The organism is Pseudomonas sp. GW821-FHT03A09 (assembly GCF_059421065.1).
Genome location: NZ_JBWKUX010000015.1, coordinates 24330 through 35658, shown reverse-complemented (window position 1 = coordinate 35658; position 11329 = coordinate 24330). Strand labels below are relative to the sequence as shown.

Annotated in this window: 20 protein-coding genes; all 20 read right to left on the bottom strand. The window is 54.6% G+C overall.

What is annotated here, in order from left to right; translation table 11 throughout:
- Positions 1-61: 61 nt before the first annotated feature.
- Positions 62-526: a bacterioferritin gene (gene bfr, locus AC07V4_RS22925; protein ID WP_492638282.1), complete on the bottom strand. Its 465-nt coding sequence runs from the start codon at positions 524-526 to the stop codon at positions 62-64.
- A 155-nt stretch (positions 527-681) separates the two neighbouring features.
- Positions 682-2130, bottom strand: a complete 1449-nt coding sequence (locus AC07V4_RS22920) for a catalase (RefSeq protein ID WP_492638283.1) — start codon at positions 2128-2130, stop codon at positions 682-684.
- Between the two features lie 230 nt (positions 2131-2360).
- Complete coding sequence (gene rplQ / locus AC07V4_RS22915; RefSeq protein WP_003176402.1) at positions 2361-2747, bottom strand: 50S ribosomal protein L17; 387 nt, start codon at positions 2745-2747, stop codon at positions 2361-2363.
- A 41-nt stretch (positions 2748-2788) separates the two neighbouring features.
- A complete protein-coding gene (locus tag AC07V4_RS22910) occupies positions 2789-3790 on the bottom strand; it encodes a DNA-directed RNA polymerase subunit alpha (RefSeq protein WP_003176403.1) in 1002 nt (333 codons plus the stop codon).
- A gap of 22 nt (positions 3791-3812) precedes the next feature.
- Complete coding sequence (gene rpsD / locus AC07V4_RS22905; protein WP_003210056.1) at positions 3813-4433, bottom strand: 30S ribosomal protein S4; 621 nt, start codon at positions 4431-4433, stop codon at positions 3813-3815.
- 18 nt (positions 4434-4451) lie between these two features.
- Positions 4452-4841 (bottom strand): 30S ribosomal protein S11, encoded by a 390-nt coding sequence (gene rpsK / locus AC07V4_RS22900; protein WP_002555466.1) that lies wholly within the window; start codon positions 4839-4841, stop codon positions 4452-4454.
- A gap of 30 nt (positions 4842-4871) precedes the next feature.
- Positions 4872-5228, bottom strand: a complete 357-nt coding sequence (gene rpsM, locus AC07V4_RS22895; RefSeq protein WP_003194635.1) for a 30S ribosomal protein S13 — start codon at positions 5226-5228, stop codon at positions 4872-4874.
- Positions 5229-5357: 129 nt separating this feature from the next.
- Positions 5358-5474: a 50S ribosomal protein L36 gene (gene rpmJ, locus AC07V4_RS22890; RefSeq protein WP_002555468.1), complete on the bottom strand. Its 117-nt coding sequence runs from the start codon at positions 5472-5474 to the stop codon at positions 5358-5360.
- Positions 5475-5501: 27 nt separating this feature from the next.
- The gene (secY, locus tag AC07V4_RS22885; protein WP_016969470.1) at positions 5502-6830 is read right to left on the bottom strand and encodes a preprotein translocase subunit SecY; all 1329 of its coding nucleotides are present in this window, start codon (positions 6828-6830) and stop codon (positions 5502-5504) included.
- The gene (gene rplO, locus AC07V4_RS22880; RefSeq protein WP_003176407.1) at positions 6831-7268 is read right to left on the bottom strand and encodes a 50S ribosomal protein L15; all 438 of its coding nucleotides are present in this window, start codon (positions 7266-7268) and stop codon (positions 6831-6833) included.
- Positions 7269-7271: 3 nt separating this feature from the next.
- On the bottom strand, positions 7272-7448 hold the full coding sequence (rpmD, locus tag AC07V4_RS22875) for a 50S ribosomal protein L30 (RefSeq protein WP_003176408.1): 177 nt from the start codon (positions 7446-7448) through the stop codon (positions 7272-7274).
- A 2-nt stretch (positions 7449-7450) separates the two neighbouring features.
- Positions 7451-7951 (bottom strand): 30S ribosomal protein S5, encoded by a 501-nt coding sequence (rpsE, locus tag AC07V4_RS22870; RefSeq protein WP_003176409.1) that lies wholly within the window; start codon positions 7949-7951, stop codon positions 7451-7453.
- Between the two features lie 3 nt (positions 7952-7954).
- On the bottom strand, positions 7955-8305 hold the full coding sequence (gene rplR, locus AC07V4_RS22865) for a 50S ribosomal protein L18 (protein WP_003186037.1): 351 nt from the start codon (positions 8303-8305) through the stop codon (positions 7955-7957).
- A 10-nt stretch (positions 8306-8315) separates the two neighbouring features.
- Positions 8316-8849 carry a 50S ribosomal protein L6 gene (rplF, locus tag AC07V4_RS22860; protein WP_003194640.1) on the bottom strand — a complete coding sequence of 178 codons (534 nt, stop codon included), beginning with the start codon at positions 8847-8849 and terminating at the stop codon, positions 8316-8318.
- A gap of 12 nt (positions 8850-8861) precedes the next feature.
- Entirely contained in the window at positions 8862-9254 is a 393-nt protein-coding gene (gene rpsH, locus AC07V4_RS22855) for a 30S ribosomal protein S8 (RefSeq protein WP_010206883.1), read from the bottom strand.
- Between the two features lie 208 nt (positions 9255-9462).
- Complete coding sequence (gene rpsN, locus AC07V4_RS22850) at positions 9463-9768, bottom strand: 30S ribosomal protein S14 (protein ID WP_003176414.1); 306 nt, start codon at positions 9766-9768, stop codon at positions 9463-9465.
- A 13-nt stretch (positions 9769-9781) separates the two neighbouring features.
- Positions 9782-10321: a 50S ribosomal protein L5 gene (rplE, locus tag AC07V4_RS22845; RefSeq protein ID WP_003194642.1), complete on the bottom strand. Its 540-nt coding sequence runs from the start codon at positions 10319-10321 to the stop codon at positions 9782-9784.
- A gap of 22 nt (positions 10322-10343) precedes the next feature.
- A complete protein-coding gene (gene rplX / locus AC07V4_RS22840; RefSeq protein WP_007896770.1) occupies positions 10344-10658 on the bottom strand; it encodes a 50S ribosomal protein L24 in 315 nt (104 codons plus the stop codon).
- 11 nt (positions 10659-10669) lie between these two features.
- On the bottom strand, positions 10670-11038 hold the full coding sequence (rplN, locus tag AC07V4_RS22835; protein WP_002555479.1) for a 50S ribosomal protein L14: 369 nt from the start codon (positions 11036-11038) through the stop codon (positions 10670-10672).
- Between the two features lie 23 nt (positions 11039-11061).
- Positions 11062-11328, bottom strand: coding sequence for a 30S ribosomal protein S17 (gene rpsQ, locus AC07V4_RS22830; protein WP_003176419.1), 267 nt, complete (start codon positions 11326-11328; stop codon positions 11062-11064).
- Position 11329 lies beyond the last annotated feature (1 nt).

Here is an 11329-nt window from a genome sequence, read left to right as displayed (position 1 = left end):
TCGGGCCCAATAAAAAGCCCCTGTCACTTCGCGGTGACAGGGGCTTTCTTGTAGCCAGGAATCAGAACTGCGATTGCAGGTAATTCTCCAGACCCACCAGCTTGATCAGGCCCAGCTGCTTTTCCAGCCAGTAGGTGTGATCTTCTTCGGTGTCGGCCAACTGCACGCGCAGGATTTCGCGGGTGACATAGTCGTTGTGCTTCTCGCAGAGCTCGATGCCCTTGCAGAGTGCGGCACGCACCTTGTACTCGAGGCGCAGGTCGGCCGCGAGCATGTCAGGTACCGCGGTGCCCACATCCAGGTCGTCAGGACGCATACGCGGCGTGCCTTCGAGCATCAGGATACGGCGCATCAACGCGTCAGCGTGCTGTGCCTCTTCTTCCATTTCGTGATTGATACGTTCGTAGAGTTCGGTAAAACCCCAGTCTTCGTACATGCGCGAATGGATGAAATATTGGTCACGAGCTGCCAGTTCGCCCGTCAGCAACGTGTTGAGGTAATCGATTACGTCGGGGTGACCTTGCATCGCCCTACATCTCCCTGCTTGAAAGTCTGTAGTTTGAACCATGATGACTCGGAGGTCACGGGACCAACGGCAGAAAAGTGAAGATTCCCTGAGAAAAGTAGCTGAAATAACGCAAAAACCGCCCAAATGAGGGCGGTTCTGCTTATCGTTTAGAGTCAGTTAAGCGATACACCCAACGCCTTTGCGATTGCTTCTCCATAAGCCTTGTCTGCCTTGTAGAAGTGCCCCAGCTGGCGCTGAACCACATCGCTGGACACCCCAGCCATTGCACCGGCGATGTTGTTGACGAGCAATGCTTTCTGCTCATCATTCATCAGTCGGAACAGCGCACCGGCGTGGCTGTAGTAGTCAGTATCTTCGCGGTGATCGTAACGATCAGCGGCGCCGCTCAGGGCCAGCGCTGGCTCTGCGTACTGTGGCGCTTGTTTCGGAGCGTCCGCGTAGCTGTTCGGCTCGTAGTTCGGCGTTGCGCCACCGTTGCTGCCGAAGGCCATCGAACCATCACGCTGGTAGCTATTCACTGGGCTACGTGGGGCATTCACCGGCAATTGCTGGTGGTTGGTGCCTACACGGTAGCGGTGCGCATCGGCGTAAGCGAATACACGGCCTTGCAGCATGCGGTCTGGTGACAGACCTACGCCTGGAACCATGTTGCTTGGACCGAACGCGGCTTGCTCCACTTCAGCGAAGTAGTTTTGCGGATTGCGGTTCAATTCCAGCTCGCCGACTTCGATCAGCGGGAATTCCTTCTGCGACCAGGTTTTGGTCACATCGAAAGGATTTTCGTAATGAGCGTTGGCCTGAGCCTCGGTCATGATCTGGATGCACACTCGCCATTTCGGGAAGTCACCGCGTTCGATCGCACCGAACAGATCACGCTGAGCGTAATCAGGGTCGGTACCGGCCAGGCGTGCTGCATCGGCTGGCGCCAGGTTCTTGATGCCTTGCTTGGTTTTGTAGTGCCACTTAACCCAATGACGCTCGCCCTTGGCATTGATCAGGCTGTAAGTGTGACTACCGAAGCCGTGCATGTGGCGGTAGCCGTCAGGGATACCACGGTCCGAAAACAGAATGGTGACCTGGTGCAGCGCCTCTGGAGAGTGCGACCAGAAGTCCCACATCATTTGAGCGCTTTTCAGGTTGCTTTGCGGCAGGCGCTTCTGGGTGTGGATGAAGTCCGGGAACTTCAATGGATCGCGAATGAAGAACACCGGAGTGTTGTTACCCACGATGTCCCAATTGCCTTCTTCGGTGTAGAACTTCAAGGCGAAACCACGTGGATCGCGCTCAGTATCAGCCGAACCGCGCTCACCACCTACAGTAGAGAATCGCAGGAAGGTTGGCGTTTGCTTGCCGACGGACTCGAACAACTTCGCGCTGGTGTATTGCGTGATGTCTTTGGTGACCGTGAAGGTGCCATAGGCACCCGAGCCCTTGGCGTGAACACGACGCTCAGGAATGTTTTCACGGTTGAAGTGAGCGAGCTTCTCGATCAGGTGAAAATCATCGAGCAGCAACGGACCGCGCGGGCCTGCGGATCGGGAATTCTGGTTGTCCGCAACGGGTGCACCGCTGGCGGTGGTAAGGATTTTATTCTGGCTCATGCTCAATTTTCCTCAGGTCGGACTTGGAACTGCCGGCTAATCGGCCTGAGGGGAGTATTGATCATCAATATGACGTCTACAAATTCATAAAATTATAGACATCAATAGAAAATAACTACCATCCCCCCAGATGCCCATAGTGTGACCGTGGAAAACTGTTGAAATTGCATTTTTATAACGCGCACAAAAAACCGGGCACTTGGCCCGGTTCTTCGTTGCAGACTGTCGTCTTACTCGGCGCTTACAGCTTCGCCGGCAGTAGCACGATCAACCAACTCGACGTACGCCATAGGCGCGTTGTCGCCAGCGCGGAAACCGCACTTGAGGATGCGCAGGTAGCCACCCTCACGGGTAGCGTAACGCTTGCCCAGGTCGTTGAAGAGCTTACCAACGATAGCTTTCGAACGAGTACGGTCGAAAGCCAGACGGCGGTTAGCCAGGCTGTCTGTCTTGGCCAAAGTGATCAGCGGCTCAGCAACGCGACGCAGTTCTTTAGCTTTCGGCAGTGTAGTTTTGATCAGCTCGTGCTCGAACAGCGACACCGCCATGTTTTGGAACATGGCCTTGCGGTGCGAGCTGGTACGGCTCAGGTGACGACCACTTTTACGATGACGCATGGTTCATTCCTTACCAAACTCACGTTCGGTGATTACGACGATCAGGCAGTCGCCTTGTCGTCCTTCTTAAGACTTGCAGGCGGCCAGTTGTCGAGGCGCATGCCGAGGGACAGACCGCGGGAGGCCAGAACGTCCTTGATTTCAGTCAAGGATTTCTTGCCCAGGTTCGGAGTCTTCAACAGTTCTACTTCGGTACGCTGAATCAGGTCGCCGATGTAGTAAATGTTTTCCGCCTTAAGGCAGTTAGCCGAACGTACAGTCAGTTCCAGATCGTCAACCGGGCGAAGCAGGATCGGATCGATCTCGTCTTCCTGCTCGATTACCACTGGTTCGCTGTCACCTTTGAGGTCGACGAACGCAGCCAACTGCTGTTGCAGAATGGTTGCAGCGCGGCGGATAGCCTCTTCAGGATCCAGAGTACCGTTGGTTTCCAGATCAATAACCAGCTTGTCCAGGTTAGTACGCTGTTCGACACGGGCGTTTTCCACCACGTATGCGATACGGCGAACCGGGCTGAACGAAGAGTCAAGCTGCAAGCGGCCAATGCTGCGGCTTTCGTCTTCATCGCTCTGACGCGAGTCGGCCGGCTCATAACCACGACCACGAGCTACGGTGAGCTTCATGTTCAGGGCGCCGTTAGACGCCAGGTTAGCGATTACGTGATCGGGGTTAACGATCTCGACATCATGATCCAGCTGAATATCGGCAGCGGTAACCACCCCCGAACCCTTCTTCGACAAGGTCAGCGTAACTTCGTCACGGCCATGCAGCTTGATAGCCAGACCTTTAAGGTTCAACAGGATTTCAATTACGTCTTCCTGTACACCTTCGATGGCGCTGTACTCGTGGAGCACACCGTCAATCTCGGCCTCGACTACTGCACAGCCGGGCATTGAGGACAACAGGATGCGGCGCAGCGCGTTGCCCAGGGTGTGGCCAAAACCACGCTCGAGAGGCTCGAGAGTAATTTTGGCGCGGGTTGGACTGACAACCTGCACATCAATATGGCGGGGTGTCAGGAACTCATTTACCGAAATCTGCATGGATGCACCTATTTTCTAGCCCTTACTTGGAGTAGAGCTCGACAATCAGGCTTTCGTTGATGTCGGCGGACAGATCACTGCGAGCAGGAACGTTCTTGAAAACGCCCGACTTCTTCTCAGTGTCTACTTCTACCCATTCTACGCGGCCACGTTGGGCACACAGATCGAGAGCTTGGACAATGCGAAGTTGGTTTTTTGCTTTCTCGCGAATCGCGACCACGTCACCAGCACGAACCTGGTAAGACGGTACGTTAACGGTTTGGCCGTTTACGCTGACGGATTTGTGCGATACCAGCTGACGGGATTCGGCACGAGTCGAACCAAAGCCCATACGGTATACAACGTTGTCCAGACGGCATTCGAGCAGTTGCAGCAGGTTTTCACCGGTTGCACCTTTCTTGCCAGCAGCTTCTTTGTAGTAGCCGCTGAACTGACGCTCGAGAACGCCGTAGATACGACGGACCTTCTGCTTTTCACGCAGTTGGGTGCCGTAGTCGGACTGGCGACCGCGGCGTTGGCCGTGGATACCAGGTGCTGCTTCAATGTTGCACTTCGATTCGATCGCGCGCACGCCGCTCTTCAGGAAGAGATCGGTGCCTTCGCGACGAGCGAGTTTGCATTTTGGACCAATGTAACGAGCCATTCTTTACAATCTCCTGGATTACACGCGGCGCTTCTTCGGCGGACGGCACCCGTTGTGCGGGATTGGCGTCACGTCGGTGATGCTGGCGATCTTATAGCCACAGCCGTTCAAAGCACGGACAGCAGACTCACGACCTGGACCTGGACCTTTGACGTTAACGTCGAGGTTTTTCAGGCCATATTCCAGCGCAGCTTGACCAGCACGTTCAGCAGCTACTTGAGCAGCAAACGGGGTGGACTTGCGGGAACCGCGGAAACCCGAACCACCGGAGGTAGCCCAAGAAAGCGCGTTACCTTGACGGTCGGTGATGGTCACGATGGTGTTGTTAAAAGAAGCATGGATGTGGGCGATGCCATCAACCACTGTCTTTTTAACTTTTTTACGAGGACGAGCAGCAGGTTTTGCCATGATAATTTTCCTGTCGATTCGCTGGGGCGATTACTTGCGGATCGGCTTACGCGGACCTTTACGGGTACGCGCGTTAGTCTTGGTACGCTGACCGCGTACTGGAAGACCACGACGATGACGCAGACCGCGATAGCAACCGAGGTCCATCAAACGCTTGATTTTCATGTTGATTTCGCGACGCAGGTCACCTTCAGTGGTGAACTTCGCCACTTCGCCACGCAGCTGTTCAATCTGCTCGTCGCTCAGATCCTTGATCTTAGCGGCTGGGTTTACCCCAGCAACTGCGCAAATCTTCTGCGCAGTAGTGCGACCAACACCATAGATGTAGGTCAGCGAGATAACAGTGTGCTTGTTATCTGGAATGTTAACGCCTGCAATACGGGCCATTCAGTGGGACTCCAATTGACAGCTACCTACGCCCCGGAAGCCAAGAAATAGGGCGCGAGATAATATCGCTGTAATAACAAATAATCAACCCGGCAGCGCACTAGCTGCCGGGCTTCAAGCGGATCACACTCAGCCTTGGCGCTGTTTGTGACGCGGTTCCGCGCTGCAAATTACTCGAACAACACCTTCGCGGCGAATAATCTTGCAGTTACGGCACAGCTTTTTCACCGATGCACGAACTTTCATCACCAACTCCTCGAACCTTATGGGTACTCAGCGCAACATGCCGCTGCCGTAACCCTTCAGGTTGGCTTTCTTCATCAGGGATTCGTACTGGTGCGAAACGAGGTGCGATTGTACTTGGGACATGAAGTCCATCACAACCACGACCACGATCAGCAACGAGGTCCCGCCAAGGTAGAACGGAACGTTTGCTGCAACCACCAGGAACTGGGGCAACAGGCACACGGCCGTCATATATAGAGCACCGAACAGGGTCAAACGAGTCAGAACGCCATCAATGTAGCGTGCCGACTGCTCACCTGGACGGATGCCCGGAATAAAGGCACCGGACTTCTTCAGGTTTTCCGCTACGTCTTTCGGATTGAACATCAACGCCGTATAGAAGAAGCAGAAGAAAATAATCCCTGCACTAAACAGCAGAATATTCAACGGCTGACCAGGAGCGATCGACTGAGAGAGGTCCTGCAGCCAGCCCATATTTTCAGACTGACCAAACCAGGTACCCAACGAAGCCGGAAACAGCAAAATGCTGCTCGCGAAAATTGCCGGGATAACACCGGCCATATTCACTTTCAGCGGCAAGTGGCTGGTCTGCGCAGCGAAGACCTTACGGCCCTGCTGACGCTTGGCGTAGTGAACAGCAATACGACGCTGGCCACGCTCAATGAACACCACAAAACCGATAATCGCTACTGCCAGCAAACCGATGGCAACCAGGGCAAAGATATTGATATCACCCTGACGCGCAGACTCGAAAGACTGCCCAATTGCCCTCGGAAGACCGGCGACGATACCTGCGAAAATCAACATCGAGATACCGTTACCAACACCACGCTCAGTAATCTGCTCACCCAGCCACATCATGAACATCGCACCAGCCACAAAAGTGGATACCGCGACGAAATAGAAGCCAAAGTCACCAGTGAACGCAACGCCCTGCCCGGCCAGGCCAACGGACATGCCGATAGCTTGGACCAGGGCGAGGACGACAGTGCCGTAGCGGGTGTACTGGCTAATCTTGCGACGGCCAGCTTCACCTTCCTTCTTCAACTGCTCCAGCTGCGGGCTGACGGCGGTCATCAACTGCATGATGATCGATGCCGAGATGTACGGCATGATCCCCAATGCAAAGATGCTCATCCGTTCCAGCGCGCCGCCGGAAAACATGTTGAACAAGCTAAGAATGGTCCCCTCATTCTGTCGAAACAGGTCTGCGAGTCGGTCCGGGTTGATACCTGGAACCGGGATGTGTGCGCCTATTCGGTAGACGATAATCGCCAGGAACAGAAAACGCAGACGAGCCCAGAGTTCAGACATACCGCCTTTGCCGAGCGCTGAGAGAGCACCTTGCTTAGCCATTTATTCCTCGAACTTGCCGCCAGCTGCTTCGATAGCCGAACGCGCACCTTTGGTGGCGCCGATTCCCTTGCCGATAGTGACAGCGCGAGTCACTTCACCGGACAGCATGATTTTCACACGCTGTACGTTGACGTTGATCACGTTGGCATCTTTCAGGGTCTGCACAGTAACGATATCGCCTTCCACTTTAGCCAGCTCGGACAGACGCACTTCTGCGCGGTCCATGGCCTTCAGGGATACGAAACCGAACTTAGGCAGGCGACGATGCAGCGGCTGTTGACCGCCTTCAAAGCCTGGAGCAATGGTGCCACCGGAGCGGGAGGTTTGACCTTTGTGACCACGGCCACCAGTCTTACCCAAACCGCTACCGATACCACGGCCCGGACGATGCTTTTCGCGACGGGAACCCGGCGCTGGACTCAGATCATTGAGTTTCATCGATTAACCCTCTACACGCAGCATGTAGTAAGCCTTGTTGATCATCCCGCGATTCTCGGGAGTATCCTGGACTTCTACAGTGTGACCGATGCGACGCAGACCCAGACCTTTAACGCACAGTTTGTGGTTAGGGATGCGGCCGGTCATGCTTTTGATCAGCGTTACTTTAACGGTAGCCATGATCAGAAGATCTCCTTGACAGTCAGACCACGCTTCGCAGCGATGGACTCAGGAGATTGCATAGCTTTCAAACCTTTGAAAGTGGCGTGAACCACGTTTACCGGGTTAGTCGAGCCGTAGCACTTGGCCAGAACGTTCTGAACGCCAGCAACTTCGAGGACAGCACGCATAGCGCCGCCAGCGATGATACCGGTACCTTCAGAAGCAGGCTGCATGTACACCTTCGAAGCGCCGTGAGCGGACTTCATTGCGTACTGCAGAGTGGTGCCGTTCAGATCAACTTGGATCATGTTGCGACGAGCAGCTTCCATTGCCTTCTGGATCGCAGCAGGCACTTCACGCGACTTGCCACGGCCGAAGCCAACACGCCCTTTACCATCACCAACCACGGTCAACGCGGTGAAAGTGAAGATACGGCCGCCTTTAACGGTTTTGGCTACGCGGTTAACTTGAACCAGCTTCTCAATGTAGCCTTCGTCGCGCTTTTGGTCGTTATTTGACATAACTTAGAACTCCAGCCCAGCTTCACGAGCAGCATCAGCCAGCGCTTTAACGCGGCCGTGGTACTTGAAGCCAGAGCGGTCGAAAGCCACTTGCGAGACGCCAGCGGCCTTAGCACGCGTAGCGACCAGCTGGCCAACCTTTGTGGCCGCGTCGATGTTGCCAGTGGCACCATCACGCAGTTCTTTATCCAAAGTCGAGGCGCTTGCCAGGACTTTGTTGCCGTCGGCCGAGATGACCTGGGCGTAGATGTGCTGCGACGAGCGGAACACGCAGAGACGCACGACTTCGAGTTCGTGCATTTTCAGGCGTGCTTTGCGAGCGCGACGCAGTCGAGTAACTTTTTTGTCGGTCATTTGCTATGCCCTACTTCTTCTTGGCTTCTTTACGACGGACGACTTCGTCCGCGTAGCGCACACCTTTGCCTTTGTACGGCTCTGGTGGACGGAAGTCGCGGATCTCAGCGGCCACTTGACCTACCAGCTGCTTGTCGATGCCCTTGATCAGGATATCGGTCTGGCTAGGGGTCTCAGCAGTGATGCCCGCTGGCAGTTCGTAATCCACAGGGTGCGAGAAGCCAAGGGCCAGGTTCAAAACCGTGCCTTTTGCTTGCGCTTTGTAACCAACACCGACCAGCTGGAGCTTACGCTCGAAGCCTTGGCTTACGCCTTGGACCATGTTGTTTACCAACGCACGCGTGGTACCGGCCATTGCGCGAGTTTGTTGATCGCCATTGCGAGCAGCGAAACGCAGCTCACCAGCTTCTTCAACGATCTCAACGGACGAATGGATGTTCAGTTCAAGAGTACCCTTGGCACCCTTCACCGAAAGCTGTTGGCCTGCGAATTTGACTTCGACACCGGCTGGCAGCTTAACGGGGTTCTTAGCGACGCGAGACATGCTTATCCCCCCTTAGAACACAGTGCAAAGAACTTCGCCGCCGACACCGGCAGCGCGCGCAGCACGATCCGTCATCACACCTTTGTTGGTGGAGACGATAGACACGCCCAGACCGCCACGAACTTTCGGCAGATCTTCAGCGGACTTGTACTGACGCAGGCCTGGACGGCTAACGCGCTTCACTTCCTCGATGACCGAACGGCCTTCGAAGTACTTCAGCTCGATGGACAGCAGTGCTTTTACATCGCTGCTGATCTGATAACCCGCAATGTAGCCTTCGTCTTTAAGGACTTTGGCAACAGCTACCTTCAACTTGGAAGATGGCATGCTTACGACGGACTTTTCAGCCATCTGGGCATTACGGATACGAGTTAGCATGTCCGCTAACGGGTCCTGCATACTCATGGGCTAGACGCTCCTAATACAAAAAAATTAGCCTTGCGGCTACATATGTCGCCGAGAATCTCCGGGCATAGAAAACACGGGCTCAGGCGAGCCGGGTATTCTAGACACACTCCAGAAATGAAACAAGCCCCAAAAGGGGCTTGTTCCAGATTCAAGGTCACCGGTGGTCGTTATCTTGCGATGCCAACCACCTGGACTTCGAAAGTACTTACCAGCTGGCTTTAACCAGACCTGGTACGTCACCACGCATTGCCGCTTCACGCAGTTTGTTACGGCCGAGGCCGAACTTGCGGTAAACGCCGTGTGGACGACCGGTCAGGCGGCAGCGGTTACGCATGCGCGAAGCGCTTGCGTCACGTGGCTGCTTCTGCAGAGCAACTGTAGCTTCCCAACGCGCTTCTGGACTTGCGTTCAGATCAACGATGATTGCTTTCAGTGCTGCACGCTTCTTGGCGTACTTGGCAACCGTGAGCTGACGCTTCAGCTCGCGGTTTTTCATGCTCATCTTGGCCATGGTCCTACTCCAATCAGTTGCGGAACGGGAATTTGAAAGCACGCAGCAGGGCGCGACCTTCATCATCGTTCTTGGCAGTGGTGGTCAGGGTGATGTCCAGACCGCGGAGAGCATCGATCTTGTCGTAGTCGATTTCCGGGAAGATGATCTGCTCTTTCACGCCCATGCTGTAGTTACCACGACCATCGAAGGACTTGGCATTCAGGCCGCGGAAGTCGCGAACCCGAGGCAGGGAGATCGACAGCAGACGATCCAGGAACTCGTACATACGCTCACGGCGCAGGGTCACTTTGACGCCGATCGGCCAACCTTCACGGACTTTAAAGCCAGCGATGGATTTCCGAGCGTAGGTCACGACGACTTTCTGGCCGGTGATCTTTTCCAGGTCAGCAACAGCGTGCTCGATGACTTTTTTGTCGCCGATCGCTTCGCCCAGACCCATGTTCAGGGTGATTTTGGTGACGCGCGGAACTTCCATCACGTTCCCGAGCTTAAGTTCTTCCTTAAGCTTGGGGGCGATTTCCTTCCGGTAAATCTCTTGTAGTCGTGCCATGGTCTTATCTACCTAGCAGTGTTCAAGCATCAACCGCTTTTTGGGTCGACTTGAAGACACGAATTTTCTTACCGTCTTCTACTTTGAAACCAACGCGGTCAGCCTTGTTGGTTTCGCCGTTGAAGATGGCGACGTTAGAAGCGTGCAATGGCGCTTCTTTCTCGACGATACCGCCCTGTACGCCCGACATCGGGTTAGGCTTGGTATGACGCTTGACCAGGTTCAGACCACCAACGACCAGACGGTCATCAGCAAGAACCTTCAGCACCTTACCGCGCTTACCTTTGTCTTTGCCGGCGATCACGATGATCTCGTCGTCACGACGAATCTTTTGCATGTCGGATCTCCTTACAGCACTTCTGGGGCGAGCGAGACGATCTTCATGAACTTCTCAGTACGAAGTTCACGGGTCACTGGCCCAAAGATACGGGTGCCGATCGGCTCTTGCTTGTTGTTCAGAAGAACAGCAGCGTTGCCATCAAAGCGGATAATGGAGCCATCAGCACGACGTACGCCGTGACGAGTGCGGACTACAACAGCAGTCATCACTTGGCCTTTTTTCACTTTACCGCGAGGAATTGCTTCCTTCACGGTAACCTTGATGATGTCACCGATACCAGCGTAACGACGATGGGAGCCACCCAGCACCTTGATGCACATAACACGGCGAGCGCCGCTGTTATCGGCCACATCGAGCATGGATTGAGTCTGAATCATATAATTTCTCCGACCCCTAGTCCTTAGACTTCCACAGCGCGTTCGAGAACATCAACCAGTGCCCAAGACTTGGTCTTGGCCAGCGGACGAGTTTCACGAATAGTGACTTTGTCGCCGATGTGGCACTGATTGGTTTCGTCGTGCGCGTGCAGCTTAGTCGAACGCTTAACATATTTACCGTAGATCGGGTGCTTAACGCGACGCTCGATCAGAACGGTGATGGTTTTGTCCATCTTGTCGCTGACAACACGGCCAGTCAGCGTACGGACAGTCTTTTCGGCTTCAGCCATG

Coding starts and splice junctions, on each gene's coding strand:
- rpsH (WP_010206883.1), bottom strand. CDS start 9,254: ATGAGTATGCAGGACCCGTTAGCGGACATGCTAACTCGTATCCGTAAT.
- rpsQ (WP_003176419.1), bottom strand. CDS start 11,328: ATGGCTGAAGCCGAAAAGACTGTCCGTACGCTGACTGGCCGTGTTGTC.
- rplX (WP_007896770.1), bottom strand. CDS start 10,658: ATGCAAAAGATTCGTCGTGACGACGAGATCATCGTGATCGCCGGCAAA.
- rplN (WP_002555479.1), bottom strand. CDS start 11,038: ATGATTCAGACTCAATCCATGCTCGATGTGGCCGATAACAGCGGCGCT.
- rpsD (WP_003210056.1), bottom strand. CDS start 4,433: ATGGCTCGTTACATTGGTCCAAAATGCAAACTCGCTCGTCGCGAAGGC.
- rpsM (WP_003194635.1), bottom strand. CDS start 5,228: ATGGCCCGTATTGCAGGCGTTAACATTCCAGATAACAAGCACACTGTT.
- rplR (WP_003186037.1), bottom strand. CDS start 8,305: ATGACCGACAAAAAAGTTACTCGACTGCGTCGCGCTCGCAAAGCACGC.
- rplO (WP_003176407.1), bottom strand. CDS start 7,268: ATGAAACTCAATGATCTGAGTCCAGCGCCGGGTTCCCGTCGCGAAAAG.
- rpsN (WP_003176414.1), bottom strand. CDS start 9,768: ATGGCCAAGATGAGCATGAAAAACCGCGAGCTGAAGCGTCAGCTCACG.
- rplQ (WP_003176402.1), bottom strand. CDS start 2,747: ATGCGTCATCGTAAAAGTGGTCGTCACCTGAGCCGTACCAGCTCGCAC.
- bfr (WP_492638282.1), bottom strand. CDS start 526: ATGCAAGGTCACCCCGACGTAATCGATTACCTCAACACGTTGCTGACG.
- rpmD (WP_003176408.1), bottom strand. CDS start 7,448: ATGGCTACCGTTAAAGTAACGCTGATCAAAAGCATGACCGGCCGCATC.
- rplF (WP_003194640.1), bottom strand. CDS start 8,849: ATGTCTCGCGTCGCTAAGAACCCCGTTAAGCTGCCAGCCGGTGTCGAA.
- rpsE (WP_003176409.1), bottom strand. CDS start 7,951: ATGTCAAATAACGACCAAAAGCGCGACGAAGGCTACATTGAGAAGCTG.
- rpsK (WP_002555466.1), bottom strand. CDS start 4,841: ATGGCAAAACCTGCTGCTCGTCCTCGTAAAAAAGTTAAAAAGACAGTG.
- AC07V4_RS22910 (WP_003176403.1), bottom strand. CDS start 3,790: ATGCAGATTTCGGTAAATGAGTTCCTGACACCCCGCCATATTGATGTG.
- rpmJ (WP_002555468.1), bottom strand. CDS start 5,474: ATGAAAGTTCGTGCATCGGTGAAAAAGCTGTGCCGTAACTGCAAGATT.
- secY (WP_016969470.1), bottom strand. CDS start 6,830: ATGGCTAAGCAAGGTGCTCTCTCAGCGCTCGGCAAAGGCGGTATGTCT.
- rplE (WP_003194642.1), bottom strand. CDS start 10,321: ATGGCACGACTACAAGAGATTTACCGGAAGGAAATCGCCCCCAAGCTT.
- AC07V4_RS22920 (WP_492638283.1), bottom strand. CDS start 2,130: ATGAGCCAGAATAAAATCCTTACCACCGCCAGCGGTGCACCCGTTGCG.